Here is a 25,211-nt window from a genome sequence, read left to right as displayed (position 1 = left end):
GAGCCCCGGAACCGGGATGGGACCCGGATCCGGGGCTCTCCCGTGTCCGGCGCCGGGAGGGAAGGGTTGTACACAGCCCTGTGGACAACCGCGTCAGCGCCCTCCGGCCGGGTATCAGCCCTGTACCAGGACGCATCCGACCACACCTGGAAGGGGACCGGGAGATGGCCAGGAACGCCGACGTCGCCCGCGCCGTGGTGGACGAGGCGGGGACGACCCTCGCCGCCGAGGCCGGGCTCCGGATGGCGGACAGACCCTCAGCGCTGTGGCAGCTGCTGGTGCTGGTCAACCTGCTGTCCGCGCGCATCTCGGCGCGGATCGCGATCGCCGCCGCCCGTGAGCTCAACGAGGCGGGCGGCACGACCCCCGACGGTATGGCCTCGCTCAGCTGGCAGGACCGCGTGGACGCGCTGGGGCGCGGGCACTACGTGCGCTACGACGAGAGCACCGCCACCCGGCTGGGCGAGTGCGTCGACCGGGTGCGCGAGGAGTACCAGGGCGACCTGCGCAGACTCGGGGAGCGCTCCGAGCACCGGGCGAGCCGGGTGGAGGCGATGGTCCGGGAGTTCTCCGGCATCGGGCCGACGGGCGCCGTGATGTTCTGCCGGGAGGTCCAGGCGGTGTGGCCCTGGCTGCGGCCCTACACCGACAAGTACGTGCTGGGCGGGGCCAAGAAGGTCGGACTGCCGGAGGACGGCGGCAAGCTCGCCAAGCTCGTGGAGGGCGACGAGGTCGCGCGCCTGGCGGCCGGGCTGGCCCGGATCGCGCGCGACGGGGACCTCGCCGACCGCGTCCGCGAGAGGGTCGGGTGAGGTCAGACCGCCTCGAAGTCGGCGAAGTCGAAACCGGGGGAGACGAAGCAGCTGACCAGCGCCTCCCCGCCGCCCAGCGGGCGGGCGGCCTGCCAGGTACCGGCCGGGACCACCGCCTGGAGGCGTTCTCCCCGCTCGATCCCCGAGCCCAGGGTCACCTGTCCGTCGGGCTCGGGCGCCCCTCCCGTGCCGCCGTACTCCAGCACCAGGGGCCCGCCCCGGTTGAACACCCACACCTCGTCGGAGCGCACCCGGTGCCAGCGCGACTCCTCCCCGGGGCCGAGCAGGAAGTGGATGCCGGTGGCGGTGGACCGCGGTCCCGGGTAGCCCTCCGGGTGCACGGTGACGCCGCTGTGCCAGGTCTGCCGGTACCAGCCGCCCTCGGGGTGCGGCAGCAGGTTCAGCGCCTCGGCCGTGGCGGGCCGCTCCTCGGCGCCGGTGTAGCGGCCCGAGGGGTCGCGGCGCAGGTAGCGCACGCCCGTCACGGCTGCTCGGGGGATCGGCCCGTACACGTGCGGGAAGAGGACGTCGTCCCCCGTGCCCGGCGGCGGGGCGGGCTCGGCGGCCTCCCAGCGCACCTCGCAGCCGACCGCGTCGGTGTCCACGACGAGGGCGACCAGCTGTTCGGAGGCGCCGGTGTAGAAGGCGTTGGCCACCGCGAGCAGGGTGGGTTCGTCCGGCGAGGCGTGCACGAACCCCTGCGTGCGCAGGGAGTCGGCCTCGACGTCACCGCTGCCGGAGGCCCAGCGTTCGAGTTCGGTCATGTGCAGCACGTGGGGCATGAGGCCGACCGTATACCAGTCGGGGCGAAGCGGTCCCGTTGTCCACAGGCTGTGGACGAAGCGCGCGAACGGGCGGATCACAGGTCCGCCGTCGTCTCCGCTGCCTGGAGGAAGTGCGGTGAGGTGTGGCGCTGGCTCCGGGTGAGGGCGGCTCCGTCCCCGGGCCCGGCCGCCCAGCACGCCGCCCGCTGGGGGCGGACGAACGAAAAGGCCCTGGCGGGTGCACTCACACCCCCAGAGCAGGCCGACAACCGACCAGCGAACGACCAGAAAGCGAGCTGTCGACATGTCCATTGTGCCGCAGGCGTCGCCCACCGTTCCCCGGTGGAGGGCCCGGACCTTCCCCGGGACCCTCTCCCGGACGTCCGCCGCCCGAGCCGACGTGCGCACCGACCTGGCCGGGTTCGGCGGCGAACTGGTCGAGACGGTGGCCCTGTGCGGCAGTGAGGACCTCCGATGACCGCCGTCACCGCGACCCGCGCATGCGGGAGGTGCTCGGCGGACCCAGGGGCCGTCGCTTGCGTGGACGGTTCCGCCAGTCCGGCCGGCGGGTGCCGTCCTACGGCGCGGCCGTCGCGGGCGGGTCCCTTCTCGGCCAGGTCTTCGCCATGCCGCCCTGGTGACGTGTCCTCTCGCCCGTTCGCCCGCCCGCTCGCCCGTCCGGCTGTCCACAGGCTGTGGACAGCGATGGCCGCCACGCCGGGGCCGCCGGTGTCGCAGAGATGGGGGTGCCGCCCTGACACTCTGTCACCCTGTCGGTTCGTCGCCGTGTCGACTCGTCGGCATGTCCTCGTGTCCGCTTGTCCTCGCGTCCACTTGTCCACAGGCTGTGGACAGAATCCGCCGCGCCCGCCCGGAAACGACGGGCCGGACGCACGGGTCCGGGAACGACGGACGCCCCGGCCGTTCCCGGCCGGGGCGTCGCGTGTACCGAGCGCCGGACGCTACAGGATGATCCGCATCGGCTCTTCCAGGATCTCCGCGAGGTCCTTGAGGAACGCGGCGCCCACGGCGCCGTCCACCGCGCGGTGGTCCACCGACAGCTCCAGGGAGATCCGGTTGCGCACGACGACCTCGCCGTCCACGACCACCGGCTCCTGGCGCATCGCGCCGACCGCGAGGATGGCCGCCTCCGGCGGGTTGATCACCGCGGAGAAGCTGTCCACGCCGAACATGCCCAGGTTGGACACGCTGAACGTGCCGCCGCTCATCTCCTGCGGCTTGAGCTTGCCGTCACGGGCCTTGCCCGCCAGCTCGCGCGTGCGCGTGGAGATCTCCGACAGCGTCGCCTTGTCGGTGTCGTGCAGCACCGGCACCACGAGCCCGGCGTCCACGGCCACGGCCACGCCGACGTTGACCCGGTGGTGCTGGAGCAGCTTGTCGTCCACCCACGAGGTGTTCACCGCCGGGTGCAGCTTCAGCGCCGTCGCGCTGGCCTTGACGATCAGGTCGTTGAAGCTGACCTTCACGCCCGTGCTGGACAGCTGCTCGTTGATCTGCGCGCGGAAGGCCTTGAGCGCCTCGGCGTCGATCGTGCGGCGCAGGTAGAAGTGCGGCACCGTCTGCTTGCTCTCGGTCAGGCGGCGCGCGATCACCTTGCGCACGTTGCTGACCTTGAGCTCCTCGGAGGCGCGGCCGTCGTCGAAGGCGGGAGCGGTCGCCGCCTTCTCCGCGGCGGGCTTGGCCTCCTCCTTGGGCTGCGCGGCGGGTGCGGCCTGCTCGGCGGCACCGCCTTCCCGGGCGGCCTCGATGTCGGCGCGCACGATCCGGCCCTTGGGGCCCGACCCCTGGATCCTGTTGATGTCCAGGCCGTACTCCTTGGCCAGACGCCGGGCCAGCGGGGAGGTGCGCGGGCGCGCGGCCCCATCGCCGGAGGAGGCGGCGGACTCCCCGGCGCTCTCGGCCTCGGTGCCCTCGGCGGCCTCCTGGATCTCCTCCGCCTTCTCGCCCTGCTCCTCCTCGGCGGGCGCGGCCTCGGGCTCCGAGCCGCCGTCGCCGGAGTCCTCGGGTACCGCGTCCGGGGAGTCGGCGATCACGCCGATGACCGCGCCGATCGGCACCGTCTCGCCCTCGGAGACGGACTGCTTGACCAGGTAGCCGTCCTCGTAGGCCTCGTACTCCATGACGGCCTTGTCGGTCTCGATCTCGACCAGGACGTCACCGGAGGCGACCTTGTCGCCCACGTTCTTGACCCACGTGCTGATGACGCCTTCCTCCATGGTGTCGGAGAGGCGCGGCATCTGGATCTCGCTCATGCTTGAAACTCCCTCTACCCGACCCGTTTGCCGACGGCGCTCAGGGTCTCCTTGATGGCGGTGCTGATCGACTCGACCGACGGCAGGGCCGCCGTCTCCAGCGGCTTGGCGTAGGGCATGGGGACCTCCGCCATCGCCACCCGGCGGACCGGGGCGTCGAGGTAGTCGAAGGCGCCCTCCTGGATCGAGGCGGCGATCTCCGCGCCGATCCCGTAGGTCAGCCAGTCGTCCTCGCAGATCACAGCGGAGCCGGTCTTCTTGACCGAGTCCACGAAGGTCTGGCGGTCCAGCGGGCGCAGGCTGCGCAGGTCGACGACCTCGACGTCGATGTCCTCCTCGGCCAGCTTCTCGGCGACCTGGGTCGCGACCATGGCCATCCGGGAGTAACCGATGAGGGTGATGTCGCTGCCCTCGCGGGTGACCTTGGCGCGGCCGATCGTGGCGACGGTGTCGTTCTCCGGCTCGGCGTAGTCGTCGGGGACCTCGCCCTTGGAGTTGTACAGGCCCAGGTTCTCCAGGAACAGGACCGGGTCGTCGTCTCGGATCGCCGCGCGCAGCATCTGCGAGGCCTCGGCCGGGGTGCTGGGAGCGAGCACCTTCAGGCCGGGGATGAACGAGTAGAACAGCTCGATGTTCTGCGAGTGCGTGGCGCCGAGCTGCTGGCCGCCGCCGCCGGGCGTGCGGATGACCATGGGCACGCTCGTCTGTCCGCCGAACATGCCGTAGATCTTGGCGGCGTGGTTGATGATCTGGTCGATGGCGATCAGCGAGAAGTTGATCGTCATCAGCTCGACGACCGGGCGCAGGCCCAGCATGGCCGCGCCGACGGCGGCGCCGACGAAGCCCTCCTCGGCGATCGGGGTGTCCTTGACCCTGCGCGGGCCGAACTCCTTGAGCAGGCCCTCGGTGATCTTGTAGGAGCCCTCGAAGACGCCGATCTCCTCGCCCATGACGAGGACGTTCTCGTCGCGGACCATCTCGGCGCGAAGGGTGTCCCGCAGAGCCTGGCGGTAAGTGATCACAGACATGTGGGTTCCTTCCCTACTCCGCGAACACCGGGTCGGCGGGCATGCGGGTGGACTCGTTGGGCACCGGGGTGGCGTAGGTGTAGTCGAAGAGGGTGGAGACCTCCGGGTGCGGGCTGTTCTCGGCGAAGTCCGCGGCCTCGGTCACCTCGGCCTTGACGGAGGCGGCGATCTCCTCGCGCAGCTCGTCGGTGAGGAGGCCCTCCTCGGTGAGCCTGGCCTCGAACAGGGCGATCGGGTCGTTCTCCTCCGACCGCGCCTCGTCCTTCTGCTCGTCGGTGCGGTACTTGGCCGGGTCGACCACGGAGTGGCCCTTCATCCGGTAGCTCCACGCCTCCAGCAGGAACGGGGTCTGCTCCTTGCGGGCGCGCTCGATGAGCCTGGACGCGGTGTCGCGGACCGCGAGCACGTCGCGGCCGTCCACGCGCTCGCCCTCGATGCGGAAGGCGGAGCCGCGCTTGTACAGCTCGGGCTCGGCGGAGGACATCTCGACCGTGGTGCCCATGCCGGTGAAGTTGTTGATCACCACGAAGACGATCGGCAGGTTCCACAGCTTGGCGATGTTGAGCGTCTCGTGCCAGGCGCCGATGTTGGTGGTGCCGTCGCCCATCTGGCACATGACGACCTCGTCGCCGCCCCGGTAGGAGACGGCCAGCGCGGCGCCGGCGGCCAGCGGCAGCTGACCGCCGACGATGCCGTAGCCGCCGAGCATGCGGGTCTCGGTGTCGTACATGTGCATCGAGCCGCCCCAGCCCTTGGACACGCCGTCGACGCGCCCGTAGAGCTCGGCCATGACCCGCTTGGGGTCCATGCCCTTGCCGATCGCGTACCCGTGGTCACGGTAGTTCGTGAACAGGTAGTCGCGCTCCTGGAGGGCGGTCATCAGGCCGACGACCGTGGCCTCCTCGCCGAGGTTGAGGTGACAGTAGCCGCCGATCCTGGCCTGGGTGTAGGCCTGGGCCGTGCGCTCCTCGAACCGCCGGATGAACAGCATCTGGCGGTAGTAGTCGAGCAGGGTGTCGGGCTTCTCGTCAGCGAGGCCGGGGGAGGTGTCCTTGCGGGTGGTGCGCCGCCGGGTCCCTGAGGACCTGGCGGGGCGGCCCTTCGGCTTGGCCGTGTCAGCCATGGTGTGCCTTTCTACGTACGAGAAGGCCTGGGGCCCCGGGTCTGTGGACCGGGGTGCCAGGCCCGCCGTGGCCGCGCTGTCGGGTGCGACCGTGGCGTGCGCAGCCACCCGGCTCATGCGGTGGCGGCGCTCTGTGGCTGTTGCGGGGCGCGTCCCGGGGGAGGTGGCTCGTCCTCCCCCGGACACGAAGCGCTGGTGGGGTCTCGTGTGCAGTTGTCCGCAGAACCCCTGCCGCATTGCTTCCCGGTCTGCACCGGCGTATGCGTCCGTGGCCCGGCGCGGCGGTGCCGGTCGCACGGGTTCGTCCACCGGCCGGATGAACGACTCCGCTTGCCCGGGAGGGGTCCGCTCGTGTGTGATGTGTGTCGCGCACACTCTACGGTCTGATCGATGATCGATCAATACAACTCTATGCCAGAAGGTCCGGTTTCGGTGCGACGGGGCAGGTCACCGCGCTCCCACGGGCCGGTGGCGTCGGGCGGCGGAGGGGCCAGGGGTCAGCGGGCGCTCTCGTGGGACTTCAGCGCCGCCTCCACGTAGTTGAGCACGTGGTCGCTGAGCATCTGCCCCACCGAGGGGTCGCCCTCGATGAAGGCGCGCGTGATCTGGGCGTGGTCGGCGGCCTTGGCGTGCAGCTCCATGTTCAGCCAGCGCACCGACAGCGCGGTCCACACCTCCACGCCCAGTGACTCCCAGGTGTGCAGCAGCACGCTGTTGTGGGCGGCGCGCACGACCTCGCGGTGGAACTCCACGCTGTGCCGGATCTGCTCGGACACGTCGCCCTGGGCGGTCGCCCGCTGGAGCGCCTCCACCTCCCGCTCCAGGGGGGAGGGGTCCTCGGCCAGCCGGGGCGCGGCCAACTGCGCCGCGACCAGCTCCAGTCCGGCGCGCACGGGGTAGATCTCCGCCATGTCCTGGACCCCGAAGGCCCGCACCCGGGCGCCCTTGTTGGGGACGGTCTCGATCAGGCGCAGGGTCTCCAGCTCGCGCAGCGCCTCGCGCACCGGGGCCTGGCTCACCCTCAGCTCCGTGGCGACGCGGCGTTCCACGATCCGCTCTCCGGGCTGCCAGCGACCGGACAGCAGGCCCTCGACCAGTACCTGCCGGATCTGCTCCCTGAGCGGCTCGCGAGCCAGCTTGGAGGGATCATCCGGCAGCTGGGGCAGGTCGACCATCCAGAGCCCTTCCGTTCCACGTCCAGCACACGGCCCGTGCGCGGACCGGCTCACTCAGCGTCGTACAAACTCCTTGAAGAGTGCCACACACCCGCGGGTCAACCGGACAGCAGGCCTCGAACCGCTAACGGAAGGCTCACGAACAGGTCGCATGGCGGTGAACCGCCAACGTCCAGTGTCGGGGCTTGGGGCAAAGTCCGAGGTGGCGGCGAACGTACGTGGGCCACCACACCACCGACAGGGGGAACTGTCCGGGTAGGCTCATCTGTCGGCAATATTCACACAAAGCTGTACGGAGCGTGACGCACGTAACGACGAGGAGTTCGATGAGGCGCCCCGACCCGCGCCGCCTTCACCCGCGCTCAAGCGGTCCGCGCCGACTGGTTCGGGCCGAGCACCAGGCGCACCGTAGACGCCACTGTCGACACCCCTTGTTCCTCGGACGCCGATCCTGCCCAGAGGCCGGTCACGACGTAGTGAACCAGTCCGAAGGACCGGCCGTCGAACGGAGTGGGCGGAGAGTAGTGAACTCTCCGTCATGTCCACCCCGAGTCGGCGCTGAGGACGTCAGATCAGTTCCAGTAACCACGGCTAGCCCGTCCCCCACGCTTCACAAGTGCCACAGGCAAGCCCACGACGTGTGAGACAGCACTGAGCACATGACGCACTCTTCGAGGACACGACGACATCCACGGGGGAGGCAGTTGACCGAGCCACACGACAGGCAAGAGCGGGCGACACCGCTCCCGGGACCCTACAGCGGGCCGATCCCCATGGTGCGTACCACCGTGTACGACCCTGGGCGGCCCGTCGTGCGCCCGGTCCGCTGGCCCAGTGTGAGCGAGATCGCGTGGGGTATCGCGTCGGACCGCGTCGCCATCATGCTCGCCGTGGCCCTGCTCGTCATGACGATGCTGGCCGCGGGACCGCTGCACCCGGTCGACAACTTCCTGAACGAGCTGCCCCGGCCCTACTGGGACACGCTCCGCGAACCCATGATCCTGTGGCCGGACACCGTCGCCTCCCGTGCGGTCGCGCTGCCGGTCCTGGGCGTCACCGCGCTCCAGCTGGCCTACTGGCATCGCAGCTGGCGTCCGATCGTGCTGGGCGCGGTCGGCGTCGTGGGGATGATGTCCCTGGTGTCGGTGATGAAGCTGGCCATCAACCGGGGACACGCCAAGAACTTCAACCCCGACTTCTTCATGGGGCCGGGCAACGTGGCCTTCCCGTCCGGGCACGGGGCGAACGCGATCCTCATCTACGGCCTGGTGCTCTTCCTGATCATCCGGTTCGGGGCGGCCCGGCCGCACATCATCCGGCGCCTGGCGTACTGCATCGTCGGCATCGCCCTGCTCCAGTCCATCGTCTCGATCTACCTGCACTTCCACTGGTTCACGGATCTGATGGCGGGGATGGTCGCGGGCGGTTTCGCACTGAGGGTGACCATCCGGCTGGACCGGATGATCCCGTCCGGGCGCACCACGCAGTGGTGGCCCTGGTACGGCGAGGGGGACGGCGCGCTTCCCGCGAGGGACTGAGCCGCTCTCCCGCCCGTGGCACCGCGCCCGTCGGACCCGGTCCGGCGGGCGCCGCGCTTGTCCGCGGTCCCGACGCCCGTCCGGGACGGGGCCGGGTGCGCCGACGTGTCGACGCCTCCGCGTACGTGCTGGTGGGGGCGCTGGCGGGTCCGTGGAACCGACGTGGGGAAGCCGGAAGGGCTCCCCGCGGTCAGGCTCCGGCCTCCACCAGTTCCCGCATGCGGGCCAGACGTTGCAGGAACATCCGGTCCATCACAAACCTTAGTACGGTTCTGTCCACAATGGGACCGAAGAGGCTGGCGAATTCCACCCGGTCCGTGTAGGCGGTCCCGGCCCCCTCGGGCGCCGTCGTGTGCGTGTGCCGGAAGTACCGGAACATACCGCGCAGCTGGAGGTCGGTGAAGTGGTCGCCCTCCTCGAAGGAGTCGATGACGCCGACCCAGCGTACGGGGAGGAGCCCGGCCAGGCGCCAGCGCATCACCATCGTCTCGCCCTCGGCGAAGCCCGCCTCGGGCCAGCGCAGGACGCGTACCCCGCCGGGCATGGAGTCCTCCAGGCCCGACCGGCTCGTGCAGAACGCGAAGACCCGGTCGGGCGGCGCGTCGAAGTGGGCCGTGTAGACCGCGGTGCTCGTGGTCCGGGGGCGTTCGGTGGTGTTCGGTCCGCTCAGGAGCCCGCGTTCGTCGATCTCGTGTCCGGCCATGGTGTCCCTCCAGGTCCACTCGGCATCGGCCTACCCCGGCGCCCCGGCAGGGAACCCGGGCGGTGTCGTGCGGGGCGGCGCTGTCCGCGGGGTGCTGTGGGGGCGCCGTGTCGGGTGGCGCCGTGCTGGACATCCGGGCTCGGGGTCGGGCGCGGACTGTCCCGTTCCCTCCGGCGGGGCGGCGGCCGTGGCGGGAGATGCCGGTTCCGGAACGGGGAATGAACCGTCATCCCTTGTAGAAATACCCCTTGGGGGTATATTGCTTGTAGTGACACGCCGACGGGGTGGACATCCGTCCCTTGGATACCCCCAAGGGGTATGTTGTGAGAGTGAGGGGGAGAACGACATGACCGCAGGTGGACAGGGACCGCACGGCCACGGAGGAGACCGGGGCCGGGGGCGGGACGAGAGCTCCGAGGAGCGTGCCGGGTACACGGACCCCTCAGCTCATGAGACACACGAGGGGCATGAGGGGCACGCCAGTCACGGCACGCACACGGCTCACGCCGGTGCTCCGGGGCATGGTGAGCGCTCCAGCCACGGGGATCGCCAAGGTCCCAGCAGCGCCGATGAGCACGCCGGTGACGGGGACGCCCCCGGACACGGTGAGCACGCCGGTCACGGTGGCCACAGCGGTCATGGGGGTCACGGTGGCCATGGGGACCACGCCGCGATGTTCCGGACCCGCTTCTGGTGGAGCCTGCTGCTCAGCGTTCCCGTGGTCCTCACCAGCCACATGGTCTCCGGCTGGCTCGGCTACCAGGTCCCCTCCGCGCTGACCTGGGTGCCGCCGGTCCTCGGCACGGTCGTCTACCTCTACGGCGGCTGGCCCTTCCTCTCCGGTGTCGTCGGCGAGCTCCGCGAGCGCAGGCCCGGCATGATGACCCTGGTCGCCATGGCGATCACCGTCGCCTTCGGCTCCAGCGTGCTCGCCACGTTCGGCGTGGTGGGCATGGAACTCGACTTCTGGTGGGAACTGGTCCTGCTGGTCGTGGTCATGCTCCTCGGCCACTGGCTGGAGATGCGCGCCCTCGGCCAGGCGTCCGGTGCCCTGGAGGCCCTGGCCGCGCTCCTGCCCGACCGCGCCGAGAGGGTCGGCGCCGACGGCGGGGTCGAGGAGGTGGGCCTCGCCGACCTGCGCACCGGCGACACCGTTCTGGTGCGCTCCGGCGGGCGCGTCCCGGCCGACGGCACCGTGGTCGAGGGCGGCGCCGCCATGGACGAGTCGATGATCACCGGTGAGTCCCGCGCGGTCACCCGTTCCGAGGGCGACCGTGTCGTCGCCGGGACCGTCGCCACCGACTCCGCCGTCCGGGTCCGCGTCGACGCCGTCGGCGAGGACACGGCCCTGGCCGGTATCCAGCGGCTCGTCAGCGAGGCGCAGGAGTCCCGTTCGCGCTCGCAGGCGCTGGCCGACCGGGCCGCCGCCCTCCTGTTCTGGTTCGCCCTGGTCGCCGCCGTGCTCACGGCCGCCGTGTGGACCCTGTTCGGCGAGGTCACCGAGGCCGTCGAACGCACCGTGACCGTCCTGGTCATCGCCTGCCCGCACGCCCTGGGGCTGGCCATCCCGCTGGTCATCGCGATCTCCACGGCCGTCTCCGCCCGCAACGGCATCCTGGTCAAGGACCGCATGGCCCTGGAGCGCACCCGCCTCGTGGACACCGTGCTCTTCGACAAGACCGGCACCCTGACCAAGGGCGCCCCCGCCGTCACCGACACCTCCGCCGCCTCCGGGCACGCCTCCGAGCGGGTGCTGGCCCTGGCCGGTGCGGTCGAGGCCGACTCCGAGCACCCGCTCGCCAGGGCGATCGTCCGGGCGGCGCGGGAGACGGGCGCGGTGCCCGCCGCCACCGGCTTCCGGTCGCTGACCGGGCGCGGTGTCCGCGCCTCGGTCGAGGGCTCCGACGTGCAGGTGGGCGGCCCGGCCCTGCTGGAGTCGCTCGGCCTCACCGAGCCGGACGACCTGGCCGGACGCACCGGTCCCTGGCGCGAGCGCGGCGCGACGGTGCTGCACGTGGTCGTGGACGGCGGGGTGGCCGGTGCCCTGGCGCTGGCCGACGAGGTCCGCCCCGAGTCGGCCGAGGCCGTCCGGCGGCTCCAGGAGCGGGGCGTGCGCGTCGCGATGGTGACCGGCGACGCCCGCAACGTGGCCGACGCCGTGGCCGAGCGGCTCGGCCTGGACGAGGTCTTCGCCCAGGTCCTGCCCGACCAGAAGGACGCCGTGGTCCGCGACCTCCAGTCGAGGGGGAACCGGGTGGCGATGGTCGGCGACGGTGTGAACGACGCGCCCGCCCTGGCCAGGGCGGACGTCGGCATCGCGATCGGCGCGGGCACCGACGTGGCGATCGAGTCCGCCGGGGTCGTGCTGGCCTCGGACGACCCGCGCGGCGTGGTGGCGGTCCGCGGGCTGTCGGCGGCCGGTTACCGAAAGATGGTGCAGAACCTCGTGTGGGCCGCCGGGTACAACGTCGTCGCCGTCCCGCTGGCCGCCGGGGTGCTGGCCCCGGTCGGGATCGTGCTCGCCCCGGCCGTGGGAGCGGTGCTGATGAGCCTGTCCACGATCATCGTGGCGCTCAACGCCCAGCTGCTGCGCCGGGTGGACCTGAGCACCTCCTCCTGAGGGGCGAAGGTCCCGTCGACGGCGGAACCGGACCCGGTAATCTCTGGGGGATCGCGGCGCCCCTCCGGTAGCGGGAGGGACATCGCGACAGGCCACCGTCCCGATCGGATACGGGACGGTGGCTGCCTCGTTCCCGCAGCTCAGCGAGGTTTCACGTGAAACCTTTGCGCTGGTCGCGGGCGTGTCAGCCGAAGATGTCCTCAGCGCGCTCGACCTCGCTGGCGCGACGGGCCCACATGCGCAGGGTCTCCAGGTCGGTGCAGGAACTGACGCGCTGGCGGACCTCGTCGGGGACGGTCAGGCCGCGTGCGTCGAGGAAGAGCAGGACGCTGTTCGCCGCTTCGGCCGCGCGACCCTCCTCACGACCCTCCTCTCGGCCTTCTTCCCGGCCCATACCGACGTACTTGCGGGCGAAGTCGCTCTGCCACTTGTAGGTGTCCAAGGCCATCAAGCCCTCCAACTCCTTCCGGGCGGCCTCCTGGAGACCGGCCAGTACGTAGTCATAGTAGAACGTGCGGTTCTTCGGAGCAGTGGAGTCGAGCGCCTCCACCACCGTTTTCAGGGTGCGCGAATCGGTGTCCCCGTGGGCGTAGGCCGACAGCACCGCGAGTTCGGGCATCGCGCGTGCCCGCTCCACATCGGTGACGACGGGAGTGTTGCCAGGGCCGATCACCAACGGCCTCAGCACGAAGTCGGGATGACCGATGCTGATGGGTTTGGCGCACCATCGCGCCATAGCGTCGTCAGGGCACAGGACTACGGGCACGGCGGGGCACTCCAGACGGACGTGCAGGTTGACCAGGTAAGCGGGCCAGCTCGCCCGCTTCTCCTTGTCCCGATCGTGCTGGCGTTCCACGACGACCGCCAGCACGTTGCGGTTCCCGTCGCGTAGCAGTGTGGCTCCGTCGCTGTTGAGTTCCTTCGGGTCACAGTTGGTGAGAACTGAGGTGGTGGGCAGCGCCTCGGTGTGGTGGGGGACGTCGAATCCCAAGGACTCCTTGAGTAGCACTGAGGCCAGGGCTGGTTGGTTCTGGATGATCCGTAGAGGGATCTCGTGGGCTCGGCTGGGCATACGTCTCCTTGTCGGGGCTGTCGGGGCTGTCGGGGTTGGGGTCACGCGGGTACGGCCTGGCGCTGGCGGGCGGGCCGGGTGTGCGGCAGGCCGGAGAACGCGTCCCGCCCCCGGGGCCCGGCGGCCCCGACCACCCCGAAACGGGGCGCGGGTTCACCGAGCAGATCGCCGCCGGGGTCGTCCTTCCACTGCTGGCGCAGGGCGGCGGCGCGTTCCTGGACGAGGGCGAACGCGCGCCGGACCTCCTCCGTCTCGAAGGCGAGTTCGGGACTCCGGGGCGCGGCGGGGGTCCGGAGTTCGGGAACACGGGGTGCCGGGACGCGGGGCACGGGAACGCCGGACGCGGCGGCGCGCGAACGCTCGTGGGCGGTGAAGTAGGGCCTGACCAGGGCGACGTCCTCGGCCGGAAAGGGCGCGTCGGGCGGAGTCAGGCGGGGATGCGGAAGCGGGGCCGGGGGAGGGGCGGGGACGTAGCGTCGCACGCGGGTGGAGCGGCGTCGGCGGCGACCGGCCACCGTGGAGTGGCGTCCGCAGGGTGCGGAGAGGAAGGCGATCAGCGGGCCGAGGGCACGGCTGAGAAGGGCAGCGCTAAACTGGCGCATGCTGGCAATTCCTTGTGTGTAAAGGGGTTGAAGTTGCTGGCCACGGCCCCGAACGGCAGTCAACCGTTGCGGGGTCATCGTGTGGGTTCAGTTGTGTGGTCGCAGCCAGATTAGGGCACGCCTGTTCGGGCGGAGCACGTTTCCCGCGAAGCGGCCGGAAAAAGTTCGTTCCGGTTCTGTCGTGCCAGATCAGCGGGTATGAGAAAGGGGCCAGCATGAAATACTGGCCCCATCCAAAAAATCCCTCATGCCGGAATTGAAAGTATTCGTGCACGAGGTGTCGGGAGGCCCCCGGCCGATCCGCCCCGGGGACCCGCCCGGCCTCAGAAGTAGATCGGCGTGAGGTCCTCGGTGGGCCAGGTGCCCACCTCGTTCACCGCGTCCCACAGCTTCGGGTCGATCTCGCCCCAGTTCAGCGCGTCGCCCTCGTCGCGCCGGTTGAAGAGCGCCACGACGGTGTAGCCGTTGCTGCGCGCCAGGAACGTGTAGGTGCCCGGCATGCTCCCGGTGTGCCACGTGTTCTCGCCGCTGCCGGTCGGACGCACCGACCAGCCCAGGCCGTAGTGCGTGGCGCCGCCGCCCGTCTCGGGCTGCTCGAACACCGTGGAGATCGAGTCCGGGGTGAGCACCCCGGCGGCCTCGGGCGTGTCGTAGATGGTGCAGAACCGCGCCAGGTCCGCGGCGGAGGCGACCCAGCCCCCGTTGCCGAGCTGGATCTCCAGGTTGAACCCGCCGTAGGGGTAGGGGACCTGCGCGCCCGAGGAGTCCAGGGCGGAGGTCACCGTGTACTTCGAGTCGTACCCGACCTCGCCCTCCTGGTCCGCGGACAGGGAACGCCCGGCACGCATGCGCGCGATGTCCACCGCGCCGAGGACATCGGAGACCACGTGGTCCTCGTAGGACCTCCCCGTGACCGCGGCGATCGCCTCGGAGACCAGCAGGTAGCCGTAGTTGCTGTAGGCGTACCGCGTTCCGGGGGCGTGGTCGAGCTCCATCCCGCTCGTGTAGGCGATGACCTCGCTCCTGCCCAGCGGCAGGTCGACGCCCATCTCGCGGGAGATCGCGATGGTGTTCCACAGCGGGTCGAAGGAGAGGTCCCTGTCCCAGCCGCCGAGGTGTTGCAGGGCCCGCCGCACCGTGACCTCGCCCAAGCGCGGGTCGGCCGTCTCCCCGGCCAGGGGCGAGAGGTCGACCAGGTCGGCCAGCGGCGCGTCCAGGTCGAGTTCGCCCTCCTGGGCCAGGCGCATGGCCGCCGTCCCGGCGACGGGCTTGCTCAGGCTCGCGATCCGGAAGACGTCGGTCACGCCGGTGGTCGCGACGCTGTCGTCGCCCCACGTGTACCCGCGGGCCAGGGACAGCCTGCCGTTCCGCGCCACGGCCAGCGAGCCCGCGGTGATCCCGCGCGCCTGCATGTAGTCCTTCATCACGCCGTCGAAGTGCGCGAGGGGAGCCACGTCCTCACCCGTGACCCGCCAGGTGCGCTCGGCCGCGGAGACGGGCGCCGCGCCCAGGGCGCCCGCGGCCGCGGCGGCCCCGGCGGTGCCGGTCAGGGTGAGCATGCGGCGTCGCGACACGCCTCCGGGCAGTCCGAGGGCGCTGCGGGAGTCGGCGCGGGCACCGCTGAGGCGGGCGGCACGAGGGAACACGGAACCTCCGGGGAAGAATGGCAGGGGGTATTTCCGACAGGGGTATTCGCGGTATGCGCAAAGAATTTCTGTGTCTTTTGGCGCCTGTGGTTCGGCAGGGGAACGCTACACACGTTCGGCCGTGGCGGCAAATGTGAGAACGCGGGAGCCGTGTTCGCTTCGGGGCGCCGTTTCGCGAAGGCTGTCAGGAGCCGGATCGCGGTCGTGACCTGAGACTTCTCCGTGTCGGCTCGCGTTCTCGAAGGTCGCGGCGATCGCCGGGGGGCGGCTGCGCGGTGCCCGGAAAAGGCGCGGAACCCGGTCAACGGATTGTCGCGGAAAAAGGTCCGGAGGCCCCGTCCATTCCCGGGGCGGGGCCGGTGCCATTCATCGCGCGGGCGGGCTCCGGGGCGTCGGTACCGCTCCGTCAGAGGAGCGCCTCCTCGTGCGCGCGGGCGCGGATCAGGTCGGCGGTCTCCTCCGGGGTGAGGGCCGCGGTGTCCAACCACCAGCCGACTCCGCCCAGGTCCTCCCGCATCGCCCGGTAGTGCGGCGCGAAGTCGAAGTCGACGCGGTGCCCGGGGTCGCGCGTGGCGTTGCGCCGCCGGCACACCTCCAGGGGCGGGAACAGGGCGACGAACATGACCGGCCTGGGCCGCAGCATCTCCACCATGGCGTCCAGCATCCGGCGGTTGTCGATGGTGTACTCGACGACCGGGAAGACGCCGTTGTCGGCGAAGTTGGCCGCCAGGTCGCACATGTTGCGCACGCACAGCCGCAGCTGGCGCCGCGCCTCCTCCGCGGGCCGCCCGTTGAAGCCGACGCGTCCCTGGACGACCATGTAGGACAGAACGTCCCCGCTGATGTGGGCCGCACGCGGATACCGTGCGGCCACCAGCGGAGCCACCGTCGACTTTCCGGCTCCGGGCATTCCCGAGAGGATCAGACACCCGTCCTGGTCCCGCATCCCGGCCTCCCCCCGTCGTTCGGTGGACATGGTCACAGACCGGGGGCGGGGAGCGCATCCGGATTTTCCGTGCGGGGACGGAGGGGACGGCGCCCCGAGACGCGGGGTGACGGGCCGTCGGCCGCCCGGCGGACCCGGACGGTGCGGGTTCCCGTGCCCGTCAACGGTTCCGCCGGAGAGCGGGCGCCGCACCCACCCGCGCCCGCTCCAGGGCGCACGGCGCCGGGTGGTCCAGGCACGCGCCCATCGCCCGGTGCCACCGGTTGCCCCGCAGCCCGGGCTCCAGAGCGGCCACCGTCGCCCCGTACTTGGTGAACCGCGCCTCCCGGACCCCGTGCTCGTGCAGCCTGCGCTCGGTCGCGGTGAGCCCGCCGCGCGTCTTGATCTCCAGCAGCACCGCATCCGGGCGCATCCGCACCGACCAGCCCGCCCGGTAGCCGACCAGGCCGGTGTCCACCGTCACCCGCTCCTCACCCGAGAAGGCCACCACCGTCGTGCGCCGGTAGTCGGTCACCGCGCTGGCCGCCAGCACGTCGGGCGCCTCGATGCCGTACGAGAGCAGGGTGTCGTCCAGGAACCGCCGGGCCTCGGGGGTCATCCGGTCCGGCGGCCCCGTGTAGGCGATCCGGGTCTTGTCGGTGATCCCGCGCGCGCCCTTGAGCTTGATCTCGAACATGCGCGTCCCCGTGTCCACGTACGTGCGCGTCCGGGCCTTGAAGCGCACCCGCCGCCCCTGGCGGTGGTCGTGGAAGGTCCGCAGGTCGGGAGTGTCGAAGTAGGTGGACGAGTACTGGAAGTCCCGCTGCCCGTCGATGGTCAGCACCCCGAACCGGTCCCCGGCGGCCGCGAACAGCGGTTCCAGCAGCTCGACGGGCACCAGGTACTTGCGGCAGGTCCGGGTCACCAGGGCGGCGCGCTCGTTGATCTCGGCGAGCGACATCGGGCGCAGCGCCGCCAGGACCGGGGAGGGAACGTCCACCGGAGCGGGCGTTTCCACGGGACCGAGGGCGTCCAGGGTCATGGGTCTCTCCACGGTGGCGGGGGCTTCCGCAGGGGCGGGGGCGGGGGCGGCCGTGCTCATCGGCGTCCCGTCACGGAGGTGAAGCCATGCCCGAACCCGCGCCCGGAGCCCGGGACCGACGCGATCCGGGGCGCTTGGAACCGCACGTCCACGACCATCAGGTCGCGCACGTAGTCGACCTCGGTGACCTCGATCTTCGTGACCCGGCCGCGCAGCCGGGCCTCCAGGTCCTGGCGCAGGGCCACGGAGTCCTCGTGCACCACGTCCAGGGTCAGGATGCGGCGCTCGTGCCGCGAGAGCAGACGCGGGTGGTCGGCCGCGTACATGCCGGTGAGCAGCAGGGCGTTGAGGCCCAGCAGCACCCAGGGCATCGGGGCCGCCACCGCGTTGACCAGGCCCAGGGCGATCGCCGTGAAGTAGTAGCCGATCTCGCCCTGGCTGATGAGGTCCGACCGCAGGCGCAGGATCGACAGCACGCCGAACAGACCGAAGCCGACGGCCAGGCCGACCTCCTGGTTGGTCAGCATGGACACCACGGCGAAGATGCCGGTGTTGAGCGCCACGTAGGCCAGCAGCAGGTCGCGGCGCCCGTGGCGGCGGAAGTAGATGGCGTAGGACAGGACGATGATCGCGGTCGTGTTGACCGCCAGCGCGAACCAGAACATGCGTTCATCCTCTGGACGGGCGGTGAGGAACCCATGAGGAGTGGATGAGGGAACCCTCATGTTTGTCACGCGTCGGTCATCCGCGACATGGACGAGGGGGCGGGGGCGTCACCGACACCCCCGCCCCCTCGTCACCAGAACATCGCCCGCCGCACACCGGGGCCCCGCCGACCCGGAGCGCCCCGGTCATCCGGGGGCACACCGGGCCGCTCCGGGCCGTCCGTACCACGCGGGCCGCTCGTGGCCCGGGCCGTCCGGGTCCTCCGTGTCACGCCGGTCACGCATGGCCCGGGCCGTCCGGCTCACGCAGGTCACGCAGGCCACGCGGGTCAGCACAGGACCACCCGGAGCACGCGGGTCACCCGGTGTGCAGGGCAGTCCGGACCACCCGGGTCAGCACAGGGCCGCCCGTCTCACCCGGTCAACCGGTAGCCCATCCCGCGCACGGTCACGATCCGCTCCGCGCCCACCTTGCGGCGCAGCGCCCGCACGAACACGTCCACCACGTTCGACCCGGGGTCGTAGTCGTAGCCCCACACGTGCGACAGCATCTGCTGCCTGGTGAGCACCTGGCCCGGGTGCCGCATCAGCAGCTCCAGCAGGGAGAACTCGCGCGCGGTCAGGTCCACGGACGTCCCCTCCACCGCCACCCGCCGCGTGCGCAGGTCCAGGGCCAGGCCGCCCGCGCGCAGCACCGTCAGCTCGGTCGGACGCTCGTTGCGCATCCGCAGCCGCACCCGGGCCAGCAGTTCCTCGAACCGGAACGGTTTGGTGACGTAGTCGTCGGCCCCGATCTCCAGGCCGGTCACCGTGTCCCGCACGCCGTCGCGCGCGGTCAGGATGACCACGGGGATGTCCACGCCCAGCGAGCGCACGCGCCGCAGCACGTCGAACCCGTCGGTGTCCGGCAGGCCCAGGTCCAGCAGCATCAGGTCGAACCCGCCGGTCACCGCGTAGTCCACGGCCTCCGCCCCCGTGCCCACCACGGTGGTGGTGAACCCGCTGGCGTCCAGGCCCTTGCGGACGAACGAGGCGATCCGCTCCTCGTCCTCGACGATGAGGATGCGACTCACACGTACCTCTTTCCGGTGGGGATGACGAGGGTGAACGTCGAACCGACGCCCGGCGCGGAGCGCAGGTCCACCCGTCCGTGATGGGCCTCGGCGATGGCGCGGACGATGGCCAGGCCCAGACCGGCGCCCCGGTCCCCCCTGGCCGCCCCGCTGCCCCGCGAGAAGCGCTCGAAGATCCGGCCGTGCTCCTCGGCCGGGATGCCGGGCCCCTGGTCGGAGACCCAGAACAGCACGTCGTCGCCGCTGAACCCCGAGCCCACACGCAGTGTGGATCCCGGCGCGGTGTGCCGCACCGCGTTGGCGGCCAGCTGCACCACGGCCTGGGTGACGCGCTGCGGGTCGAGCCGGGCGACCCCCTCGGCCAGCGACTCCAGTCGCCAGTCGCGGTCGCCGAGCCTGCGCACCTTGGCGTCGATGTCGCTGGTCAGCTCGGCCAGGGACACCTCCTCCTCGCGCAGGAAGTCGGGCTGCTGGGCCTTGGCGAGCAGCAGCAGGTCCTCCACGATCCGGCTCATGCGGTCCAGCTCGTCGGTGACCAGGCGCAGGACCTCGCGCCGCTCCTCGGGGTCGTCGCCCATCAGCTCCAGGTGGCCGCGCACGATGGTGATGGGCGTGCGCAGCTCGTGCCCGGCGTCGTCCACGAACTGCCGCTGGGCGGTGAAGGCGCCCTCCAGCCGGTCCAGCATGCTGTTGAACTGCTCGGCGAGCGCGGCGATGTCGTCCCGACCGGACACGTCGATGCGCCGGGTCAGGTCCTCCTCGGTGATGTGCGCGGCCGTCTGCCGGACCAGGCGCACGGGCGCGAGGAAGCGTCCCGCCACCCACCAGGCCGCGGTGCTCGCGGCGATCAGCCCGGCCAGGCTGACCAGCGCGATCGTCTGCGTGGTGGAGGTGACCGTGTCCTCGTCGGCCTCGGTGAAGTAGCCGATGACGAACCACCCCGCGCCCTCGGCGTCGGTGCCGCCGCCCGGGGGCAGGGCGCGGATCTTCTCCCACCGCATCGGACCGGCGGGGGTGTCCAGGGTGCCGCGGGCGCTGGACGCCTCCAGGACCTCCGCGACCATCGCGGGATCCGCGGACACGTCGAAGGGCGGCTCCTGGCCCTGACGGATGCGTCCGGGCTGGGCCGCGGCGTCCGGGGCGCCGCCCGCGCCGCCGCCGGAGGCCGACTCCTCCACCCAGCCGAACAGGATCTCGGCCCGGTCGGGGTACTGGCGTGCCAGGTGGAGCCGGATGAGGGTGGAGACGTCGGTGAAGGGTTCACCCGTGTTCGGGTCCACGCCCACGGCGGCGAACTCCTGGAACTCGCCGATCTCCTGGGACAGCGCCCCGTCCACGCGCTCGTCGTTGCGCGCGGTGAGCGCGCTCCAGGTGAGGATGTTGACCAGGACGAGGACGGCGGCCATCAGCAGGACGACCCAGGCCATGATGAGGAGTCTGGCGGGGATGCGCCGCTTCTGCGGCACCTCCGGCTGGGGTCCCCTCATGACCATGGTGGAGTTCACGTCGGTGTGCGCGGACGCGCTCCAGGAGTTCCCGCCGACCACGCCGCTGAGGTCCTCGGTCGGGGCGTCCCCGTCGAAACGACCCTCAGTCGTCATCGTCGCCGCCCTCGTTGTCGTCGTTGTCGTCGTCGCAGTCGTCATCATCATCGCCGTCGCCGTTACCGCAGGTGGGGGCGGGGGTCTGGCTCGGAGTCGAGGAGGGGGACGGCGAGGGCTCGGCCGACGCCTCGGAGTGGTCGGGGTCCTCGGCGTCGGGGGTCCCGTCGCCGTCGTGGTCGGTGATCGGCGGCGGGGGAGGGACGACGTCCTCGTCGGAGGGAGGGGCGGGGCTGGCGCCGGGGGACTCCCCGACCACGACCTCACCCGGGGCGGCGGTGTCCGGGGTGCGCTCGGGCATCGCCCACACCAGGACCGCCCCCGCGACCAGGAGGGCCGCGACGGTGCCCGCTAACAGCAACAACAGTGGTGATCTCATACTCCCCGAGCCTTCCGGGCGCGGGGGAATACGAGATGAAACGAACATGAGGAATCCTTCATCCGCGCCCGTCGGCGGTCCGGCGCGGACGACCGGACCCGCCGGGACCGGACGCGTCGGGTGCGTCCGGTCCCGGCGGCGCGGTCACGGCTTCGGGACGGACTCCGGGCGCGTGCGCCCGCGCCGCAGGCCCAGGGCCGCGTCCACCACGAGGAAGGCCAGCAGGGAGACCCCGAACACCGGCAGGAACAGGCCGACGCCCACCGCCGCCGCGGCGACCAGGGCCAGGCACCACCACGGCAGCCCCCGCCAGGTCCCGCGCGGGGCGAGCGGCCGTCCCATGGCGAACGCGGTGTCCCGGGTCGGGCGGCGCAGCCACCACATCCGATAGCCCCAGAACACGAGGAAGAGCGCGGACAGGGCGATCCCCGTCAGCAGGAGCTGGTTCGGCAGGCCGAACAGCAGACCCATGTGGAAGGCGATCCCCCACGTGGCCATCTTGGCGACGAAGGGATGGTCCTCGAACCGCAGCTCCTCGACCACCTCGCCGCTCGTCGCGTCCACGGCCGCCGCGTCCTGGTGCACGGGCCAGCTCCGCCCGGTTCCCTGGACGGTGAAGGGCGCGCCCTCCTCCACGGGCACCGAGATCTCCATCGGGCCGTCGATCCCCGCGGCGTGCACGGACGCCAGGACCGTGTCCAGGTCCACGTCCTGTCCGGCCGCGCCGTGGTCCGCGTGGTCGCCGTGCCCGCCGTGGTCCTCGTGCCCCGCGTGGTCCGCCTGCTCCTCGTGGTCCGCGTGCTCCGACGGGGCGGGCGCCGACAGCGACGGCGTGGTCCAGCCGAGGGCCACCCGCATGTCGGTCACGTTGGCCCCGGCGAACCGGGACCAGGTCAGTCCGGTGGCGGACACCATCAGCAGGCCGGCTACGGCCCAGATGCCGAGCGACCCGTGCCAGGACATGGTCCGGTTCCGCCCCTTGGCGGAGGGCTCGGGCAGCAGGGTGCGGCGCAGGCGGCGGGCCTTGCGCCGGCGCGCGGTCCACAGCACGACCCCGCCCAGAGCGACCACCCACAGCCAGCTCGCGGCGAGTTCGCCGTACAGGCGGCCGAACTCACCCAGGTGCAGGTGACGGTGGAGTTCGGACAGCCACGACCGCACGGGCAGCGCGCCGCTGCTGCCGTAGCTGGTCGTCTCGCCGAGGACCTCGCCGTTGTAGGGGTCGACGAAGACGGCGAGCCGGTAGCTCTCGGGGAGCCCCTCCACGTCCAGCAGGACGCGGGTGCTCTCGTCGGGGGCCGTGCCCGGGCGCACGGCGCTCAGCGTTCCCTCGGGACGTGCCGCGACCGCGGTGTCCACCTGTTCCTGGAGGGGCAGCGCGCTGTCGCCGGGGGTGACGCGGAGCTGGTCGGCGTAGAGCACCTGCTCCAGCTGCGGCGCGTACGCGTACAGCAGTCCGGTGAGGGCGGCCACGGCGATGAACGGCGCGACGAGGACTCCGGCGTAGAAGTGCAGGCGTAGGAGGAGTTGGCGCAGGGCCGCCCAGACGGGGGAGCGGCGGTCCGGAGGAGGCGTCTCGGGGGAGTCGAGCCGGTCGGGGGCATGGGACGTCATGGGGGCGACCTTCCTGGGTCTGGTTCGGGGCGGCCCGGGGGGTGCGGGCACGCCTGGGGCACCGACGTGTCGGTGGAGGCCGGGCGCTGGCGGCACCGGCGGATGGCTCAGGACAGGAAGGCCGCGGGCGGTCCGCGCAGGATCCGGACGTGCCGCAGGAACAGGAGGACGACGCCGTGCCGGAGCGGCGTGCGTCGGCGGAGCCGCGCGGGTCCGCCGCGCGCGGGAACGCCGGGGGCCGAGGCGAGGACCAGCAGGCCGTGGAACAGGGAGCGCACGAGGTCGACGAGGGCGAGGACCGCCCGCTCTCCCTGGCGCAGCCACCACGCGCACACCACCCCGGCGGCGGCGTGGGCGAGGAGCATGCCCGGCCCGACCCCGGCTCCGGCCAGTGCCCCGGAACCGGCCGCGTGGGCGTCGCCGTGCGGCGCGGAGCCGCCCGGCGACGCGACCGCGAACAGCAGGTGCAGGGCGGTCTGTCCCCACAGCGTCGTCGCGACGAGGGGGCCGAGGCGCTGCTCGGAGCGGAAGAGCCCGTGGGCGACGGCGAGGACGAGGACGAACCCCGCCGCGAGGCCGAGCGGCGACACCGCGTGTCCGGAGGCCAGGACGTGGCCGGTGGAGGACACACCCGTGCACACCGCGGCGAACACCGTGGCGCGCGGCAGTCGGAGCGGGACCGTACCGGCCATGGCGGTCAGTATCCCCCAGTTTTCAGAGGGTGCCCATCCCCCTTTTTGGGAGCGTTCCCATAACGGTGCGCGCACGTCCGGTCGCGGTTCCCGTCAGGGCGCGGCCCGATCGCGCCGCACGCGTGGTGGTGCTCCCCGGCGGTGCCGCGCGCGTGGTCGCGTTCTCCGCGGGTGCCTCGACCGGTCGCACCGCGTATGCCGGACCGCCCGCTCGTCCTCGACCCGCGCCCAGCGCCGTGCGGCCCCGGATTCACCGGCCTTCACCCGACCGGAGCGGCCACCGGTGCGGGGCACCCCGGCGGGCACCGCCCCGGTCGGTCGGCCGGGCCGCCGTGCGGGCGCTCGGCAGGGCGTGGCTGAACGCGTTTTCTGGTGACGAAACAACGCAACGAAATCACGATCGGCTACGCAACGGGTTTCGTCACCTTCAGTTCAACGGAAAACGTCCGGTGGTCAGCCTCATGCCGCCAACGCAATGGCCGCGCCCGACCGCTGTCTGCGGTCGGGCGCGGCACCACGGCGGCGCCACGGGGTCAGGCGGAACCGAGCGCCTCGGTCGGGTGCTGCGCCGCCGCGCGCAGCGCGGGCACCAGGCCAGCCACCGCACCGATGACGACCGTCGCCGCCAGGGCCCCGGCCCCCGCCCACCAGGGCACGGCGAACGGCCAGCTCCGCAGGACCGCGTAGACCAGCGTCGTCAGGACGCCGAGCACGCTCCCGGCCGCGCCGCCCAGGGCCGAGAGCACGACCGCCTCGACCAGGAACTGCGTCCGGATGTCGCGGCGTGTGGCGCCCAGGGCCCGGCGCAGCCCGATCTCCCCGCGACGTTCCAGGACCGAGATGACCATGGTGTTGGCCACCCCCACCCCGCCCACCAGCAGGGAGATCCCGCCCAGTCCCAGCAGCAGCCCGTTGAGGGTCTGGTCGGCGGCCCGCTGCGCCTCCAGCGCGTCCGAGGGGCGCGACACCCTCACCTCGTTGGGGTTTTCCGGGTTGGCGTTGCGCCCGACCAGCGATCGTGCGTCCGCGACCCGATCGGGGGCCAGGCGCACGTAGATCGTGGAGGCCTCACCGCGAGCGCCGAGCAGGCTCTCGGCCACCTCCTGGCCGACCAGCACCGCGTTGTCCAGCTCGGGGGCCAGTTCCACCGCGTCCAGGATGCCGACGACGGCGAAGTACTCGTCCCCGACCAGCACCAGGGTGTCCGGGGTGACCCGGGTAACGCCCAGCCTCGCGGCCGCGTCCCGCCCCAGCACGACCGACGGGTGGTCGGTGGTGGCCGGGTTCAGCCACACGCCTTCGTCCACCCGGGCGCGCAGTGTGTCCAGGAGGCCCGGTTCCACGCCGTACGCGGCGATCCCCCCGGACTCGCCCTCGGGGACGAGGTCGCTCCGGTAGACGCCCGCCCCCTTCACCATCTCCACCTGGGCGGAGCGCTCCACCTCCGGCATACGGTCGATCCGGCCCTTGGCCTCGGGCGGGAGCACGGCGGTGCCGCCGAACAGGTCGCTGCCCGGGGCGACGGTCAGCATGTTGGTGCCCAGGCGTCCGATCCGGGCGTCCAGCTCGGCCCTGCCGGACTCCGAGACGCCCACCACCGCGACCATGGCCGCGATCCCGATGGCGATGCCCAGGGCGGACAGCACCACCCGCGTCGGCCGGGCACGCAGGCCGCTCGCCCCGGTCCGCAGCCGGTCGGAGACGGACAACCTGGCCGGTCGGAGGCCCGGCCCGCGCCGCCGCGCCCGCGAACTCCGCACGGCGCCCGGTCCGCGTCCGCTCCACGGTGCCCGAGGACCCCGTACCGGGCCCCGCTCGCGCCGCCCTGCCCACAGACCCCTTCCCGGGCCCTCCCCGCCCGGCT

The 25,211-nt window shown here is 72.0% G+C and carries 23 protein-coding genes; 4 read left to right on the top strand and 19 right to left on the bottom strand.

Annotated features, from left to right (window positions below):
- The first annotated feature begins 164 nt into the window (after nucleotides 1-164).
- Nucleotides 165-812, top strand: a complete 648-nt coding sequence (locus NDAS_RS23740) for a hypothetical protein (protein ID WP_013155800.1) — start codon at nucleotides 165-167, stop codon at nucleotides 810-812.
- A gap of 2 nt (nucleotides 813-814) precedes the next feature.
- Here NDAS_RS23740 and NDAS_RS23735 read toward each other — a convergent pair whose 3' ends face one another.
- Nucleotides 815-1,594, bottom strand: coding sequence for a cupin domain-containing protein (locus tag NDAS_RS23735; protein WP_041552977.1), 780 nt, complete (start codon nucleotides 1,592-1,594; stop codon nucleotides 815-817).
- 286 nt (nucleotides 1,595-1,880) lie between these two features.
- Between NDAS_RS23735 and NDAS_RS28245 the strand changes: the two genes are divergently transcribed.
- Complete coding sequence (locus NDAS_RS28245) at nucleotides 1,881-2,054, top strand: hypothetical protein (protein WP_013155798.1); 174 nt, start codon at nucleotides 1,881-1,883, stop codon at nucleotides 2,052-2,054.
- 484 nt (nucleotides 2,055-2,538) lie between these two features.
- Here NDAS_RS28245 and NDAS_RS23730 read toward each other — a convergent pair whose 3' ends face one another.
- The 4 genes from NDAS_RS23730 to NDAS_RS23715 form a co-directional block, all read right to left on the bottom strand.
- Complete coding sequence (locus NDAS_RS23730) at nucleotides 2,539-3,849, bottom strand: dihydrolipoamide acetyltransferase family protein (RefSeq protein WP_013155797.1); 1,311 nt, start codon at nucleotides 3,847-3,849, stop codon at nucleotides 2,539-2,541.
- 14 nt (nucleotides 3,850-3,863) lie between these two features.
- Nucleotides 3,864-4,877 carry an alpha-ketoacid dehydrogenase subunit beta gene (locus NDAS_RS23725; protein WP_013155796.1) on the bottom strand — a complete coding sequence of 338 codons (1,014 nt, stop codon included), beginning with the start codon at nucleotides 4,875-4,877 and terminating at the stop codon, nucleotides 3,864-3,866.
- A gap of 13 nt (nucleotides 4,878-4,890) precedes the next feature.
- The gene (pdhA, locus tag NDAS_RS23720; RefSeq protein WP_041552975.1) at nucleotides 4,891-6,000 is read right to left on the bottom strand and encodes a pyruvate dehydrogenase (acetyl-transferring) E1 component subunit alpha; all 1,110 of its coding nucleotides are present in this window, start codon (nucleotides 5,998-6,000) and stop codon (nucleotides 4,891-4,893) included.
- A 497-nt stretch (nucleotides 6,001-6,497) separates the two neighbouring features.
- Nucleotides 6,498-7,175, bottom strand: coding sequence for a GntR family transcriptional regulator (locus NDAS_RS23715; protein WP_013155794.1), 678 nt, complete (start codon nucleotides 7,173-7,175; stop codon nucleotides 6,498-6,500).
- Between the two features lie 773 nt (nucleotides 7,176-7,948).
- Here NDAS_RS23715 and NDAS_RS23710 point away from each other — a divergent pair.
- Entirely contained in the window at nucleotides 7,949-8,713 is a 765-nt protein-coding gene (locus NDAS_RS23710) for a phosphatase PAP2 family protein (RefSeq protein WP_013155793.1), read from the top strand.
- A 190-nt stretch (nucleotides 8,714-8,903) separates the two neighbouring features.
- Here NDAS_RS23710 and NDAS_RS23705 read toward each other — a convergent pair whose 3' ends face one another.
- Both NDAS_RS23705 and NDAS_RS23700 read right to left on the bottom strand, forming a co-directional pair.
- Entirely contained in the window at nucleotides 8,904-9,416 is a 513-nt protein-coding gene (locus NDAS_RS23705) for an SRPBCC family protein (RefSeq protein WP_013155792.1), read from the bottom strand.
- A 442-nt stretch (nucleotides 9,417-9,858) separates the two neighbouring features.
- Nucleotides 9,859-10,056: a hypothetical protein gene (locus NDAS_RS23700; protein WP_126625023.1), complete on the bottom strand. Its 198-nt coding sequence runs from the start codon at nucleotides 10,054-10,056 to the stop codon at nucleotides 9,859-9,861.
- A gap of 33 nt (nucleotides 10,057-10,089) precedes the next feature.
- Here NDAS_RS23700 and NDAS_RS23695 point away from each other — a divergent pair, with 33 nt between their 5' ends.
- Complete coding sequence (locus NDAS_RS23695; protein ID WP_013155791.1) at nucleotides 10,090-12,036, top strand: heavy metal translocating P-type ATPase; 1,947 nt, start codon at nucleotides 10,090-10,092, stop codon at nucleotides 12,034-12,036.
- 184 nt (nucleotides 12,037-12,220) lie between these two features.
- Here NDAS_RS23695 and NDAS_RS23690 read toward each other — a convergent pair whose 3' ends face one another.
- The 12 genes from NDAS_RS23690 to NDAS_RS23635 all read right to left on the bottom strand — a co-directional run bounded on the left by NDAS_RS23690 (nucleotide 12,221) and on the right by NDAS_RS23635 (nucleotide 25,056).
- The gene (locus tag NDAS_RS23690) at nucleotides 12,221-13,108 is read right to left on the bottom strand and encodes a hypothetical protein (RefSeq protein WP_013155790.1); all 888 of its coding nucleotides are present in this window, start codon (nucleotides 13,106-13,108) and stop codon (nucleotides 12,221-12,223) included.
- 41 nt (nucleotides 13,109-13,149) lie between these two features.
- Nucleotides 13,150-13,710 (bottom strand): hypothetical protein, encoded by a 561-nt coding sequence (locus NDAS_RS23685; protein ID WP_013155789.1) that lies wholly within the window; start codon nucleotides 13,708-13,710, stop codon nucleotides 13,150-13,152.
- Between the two features lie 323 nt (nucleotides 13,711-14,033).
- Nucleotides 14,034-15,356 (bottom strand): serine hydrolase domain-containing protein, encoded by a 1,323-nt coding sequence (locus NDAS_RS23680; protein WP_013155788.1) that lies wholly within the window; start codon nucleotides 15,354-15,356, stop codon nucleotides 14,034-14,036.
- 406 nt (nucleotides 15,357-15,762) lie between these two features.
- Nucleotides 15,763-16,302, bottom strand: coding sequence for an AAA family ATPase (locus NDAS_RS23675; protein WP_013155787.1), 540 nt, complete (start codon nucleotides 16,300-16,302; stop codon nucleotides 15,763-15,765).
- Nucleotides 16,303-16,462: 160 nt separating this feature from the next.
- Nucleotides 16,463-17,323, bottom strand: coding sequence for a polyphosphate polymerase domain-containing protein (locus NDAS_RS23670; RefSeq protein ID WP_013155786.1), 861 nt, complete (start codon nucleotides 17,321-17,323; stop codon nucleotides 16,463-16,465).
- Between the two features lie 56 nt (nucleotides 17,324-17,379).
- Entirely contained in the window at nucleotides 17,380-17,988 is a 609-nt protein-coding gene (locus NDAS_RS23665; protein WP_013155785.1) for a DUF4956 domain-containing protein, read from the bottom strand.
- A 413-nt stretch (nucleotides 17,989-18,401) separates the two neighbouring features.
- Complete coding sequence (locus NDAS_RS23660) at nucleotides 18,402-19,061, bottom strand: response regulator transcription factor (protein WP_013155784.1); 660 nt, start codon at nucleotides 19,059-19,061, stop codon at nucleotides 18,402-18,404.
- A complete protein-coding gene (locus NDAS_RS23655) occupies nucleotides 19,058-20,662 on the bottom strand; it encodes a sensor histidine kinase (RefSeq protein WP_013155783.1) in 1,605 nt (534 codons plus the stop codon). The genes NDAS_RS23660 and NDAS_RS23655 overlap by 4 nt, the downstream gene beginning before the upstream one ends.
- Complete coding sequence (locus tag NDAS_RS23650; RefSeq protein ID WP_013155782.1) at nucleotides 20,652-21,041, bottom strand: hypothetical protein; 390 nt, start codon at nucleotides 21,039-21,041, stop codon at nucleotides 20,652-20,654. The genes NDAS_RS23655 and NDAS_RS23650 overlap by 11 nt, the downstream gene beginning before the upstream one ends.
- Before the next feature lie 144 nt (nucleotides 21,042-21,185).
- Nucleotides 21,186-22,655 (bottom strand): PepSY-associated TM helix domain-containing protein, encoded by a 1,470-nt coding sequence (locus NDAS_RS23645; protein ID WP_013155781.1) that lies wholly within the window; start codon nucleotides 22,653-22,655, stop codon nucleotides 21,186-21,188.
- A 107-nt stretch (nucleotides 22,656-22,762) separates the two neighbouring features.
- Nucleotides 22,763-23,347 carry a hypothetical protein gene (locus NDAS_RS23640; protein WP_013155780.1) on the bottom strand — a complete coding sequence of 195 codons (585 nt, stop codon included), beginning with the start codon at nucleotides 23,345-23,347 and terminating at the stop codon, nucleotides 22,763-22,765.
- A gap of 533 nt (nucleotides 23,348-23,880) precedes the next feature.
- Nucleotides 23,881-25,056 (bottom strand): ABC transporter permease, encoded by a 1,176-nt coding sequence (locus NDAS_RS23635; protein ID WP_210746056.1) that lies wholly within the window; start codon nucleotides 25,054-25,056, stop codon nucleotides 23,881-23,883.
- Nucleotides 25,057-25,211 lie beyond the last annotated feature (155 nt).

This window comes from Nocardiopsis dassonvillei subsp. dassonvillei DSM 43111 (assembly GCF_000092985.1).
GTDB lineage: Bacteria > Actinomycetota > Actinomycetes > Streptosporangiales > Streptosporangiaceae > Nocardiopsis > Nocardiopsis dassonvillei.
Note: the sequence above shows the minus strand (reverse complement) of the source record. Positions and strands in the feature narration are given on the sequence as shown.